Raw genomic sequence first — 1,544 nt, 5'->3', positions numbered from 1 at the left:
TTCCTTGCAGATGCGCACCATGGCCCGGGCGTAGGGGCCGTAGGAGGTGCGCTGCAGCAGCACTTGATTGACGATGGCGGCGCCGTCCACCAGCCAGCCCACCGCACCCATGTCGGCCCAGTTCAGGGTCGGGTAGTTGAAGATGCTCGAGTACTTGGCGCGGCCGCTGTGCAGTTTGGCGACTTCTTCGTCGCGGTCGGCGCCCAGGGTTTCCATGGCGCTGTACAGGTACAGGCCGTGGCCGGCTTCGTCCTGGATCTTGGCCATCAGTTGCAGCTTGCGCTTGAGGGTCGGGGCGCGGGTGACCCAGTTGCCCTCAGGCAGCATGCCGACGATTTCCGAGTGGGCATGCTGGGAGATTTGCCGGATCAGCGTCTGCCGGTACGCCTCGGGCATCCAGTTCTTGGCCTCGATCTTGATTTCCCCGTCGATCTTTTCCTGGAAGGCGCGTTCCTGTTCGGACATTTCCGAGTGCGGCTTGATGCGCTTGACCCCTGTTTCTACCAGTTGTGCGTACATGCGCTGTCTCCCGGGCTTGAAGGTGTGAATGGGCGTGCAGGTGTTTATATGTGATACATAAATAAATATCAAACACAAAAAATAGTGTCGTAATTATTTTCTGTATCGCTTTGCCATGTCGCGCTATTGGGCCGGCGAAAAAAAGCCCCGCGATTGCAGGGCTTTGACTTTTCATGGGCTCAGCGTCGCTTGTCGATGACTCGGCAGGCCTTGCCTTCCGAGCGCTTGATGCTGAATGCGGGTTGTAAAACGATACGTGAACTGATGCCGATATGGGTCTTGATGTGGCGACTCAGCTCGCTGCAGATCATGCGTTGCTGTTCGTCATTCAGCGGCGGCTGCGCGCCCTTGAGCTCGACGTGGATGTCGACGCTGTCGAGGTTGCCGTGGCGATACAGGTGGATCTCGTAGCAGGGCGCCAATTGAGCGACTTTCAGCACTTGCTCTTCCACCTGGGTGGGAAACACGTTGACTCCGCGAATGATCAGCATGTCGTCGCTGCGCCCGGTGATCTTGTCGATGCGCCGCATGGGGCGCGACGTGCCCGGCAGCAGGCGGGTGAGGTCGCGGGTGCGGTAGCGGATCATCGGCAGGGCCTCCTTGCTCAGGGAGGTGAGCACCAGTTCGCCCATCTCGCCATCGGGCAACACTTGGCCGCTCGCCGGATCAATGATCTCGGGGTAGAAGTGGTCCTCCCAGAGGGTCGGGCCGTCGCGGGTTTCAGCGCACTCCATGGCCACCCCGGGGCCGATGATCTCCGACAGGCCGTAGATGTCCAGGGCGGCGATACCCAGGCGCTGCTCGATGGCGCTGCGCAGTTCGTCGGTCCAGGGCTCGGCGCCGAAGATCCCCAGGCGCAGGGCCAGTGTGTGCGGGTCGAGCCCCTGGCGTTCGATCTCGTCGGCGATATTGAGCATGTAGGAGGGCGTGACCATGATGATGTCCGGCTGGAAGTCCTTGAGCAGTTGCACCTGCTTTTCGGTCTGCCCGCCGGACATCGGGATCACCGTGCAGCCCAGGCGTTC

Annotated in this window: 2 protein-coding genes; both read right to left on the bottom strand. The window is 61.1% G+C overall.

The window, feature by feature from the left end:
* On the bottom strand, positions 1–519 hold a 519-nt coding region (gene paaA, locus WBB14_RS11625), incomplete at its 3' end, for a 1,2-phenylacetyl-CoA epoxidase subunit PaaA (RefSeq protein WP_424239944.1).
* A 179-nt stretch (positions 520–698) separates the two neighbouring features.
* The coding region (locus tag WBB14_RS11620) for an AMP-binding protein (protein ID WP_424239943.1) at positions 699–1,544 on the bottom strand (846 nt) is incomplete at its 5' end.

Origin of the sequence: Achromobacter sp., assembly GCF_049647645.1 — a bacterium.
In the GTDB taxonomy this organism is placed as follows: domain Bacteria; phylum Pseudomonadota; class Gammaproteobacteria; order Burkholderiales; family Burkholderiaceae_B; genus Achromobacter.
Note: the sequence above shows the minus strand (reverse complement) of the source record. Positions and strands in the feature narration are given on the sequence as shown.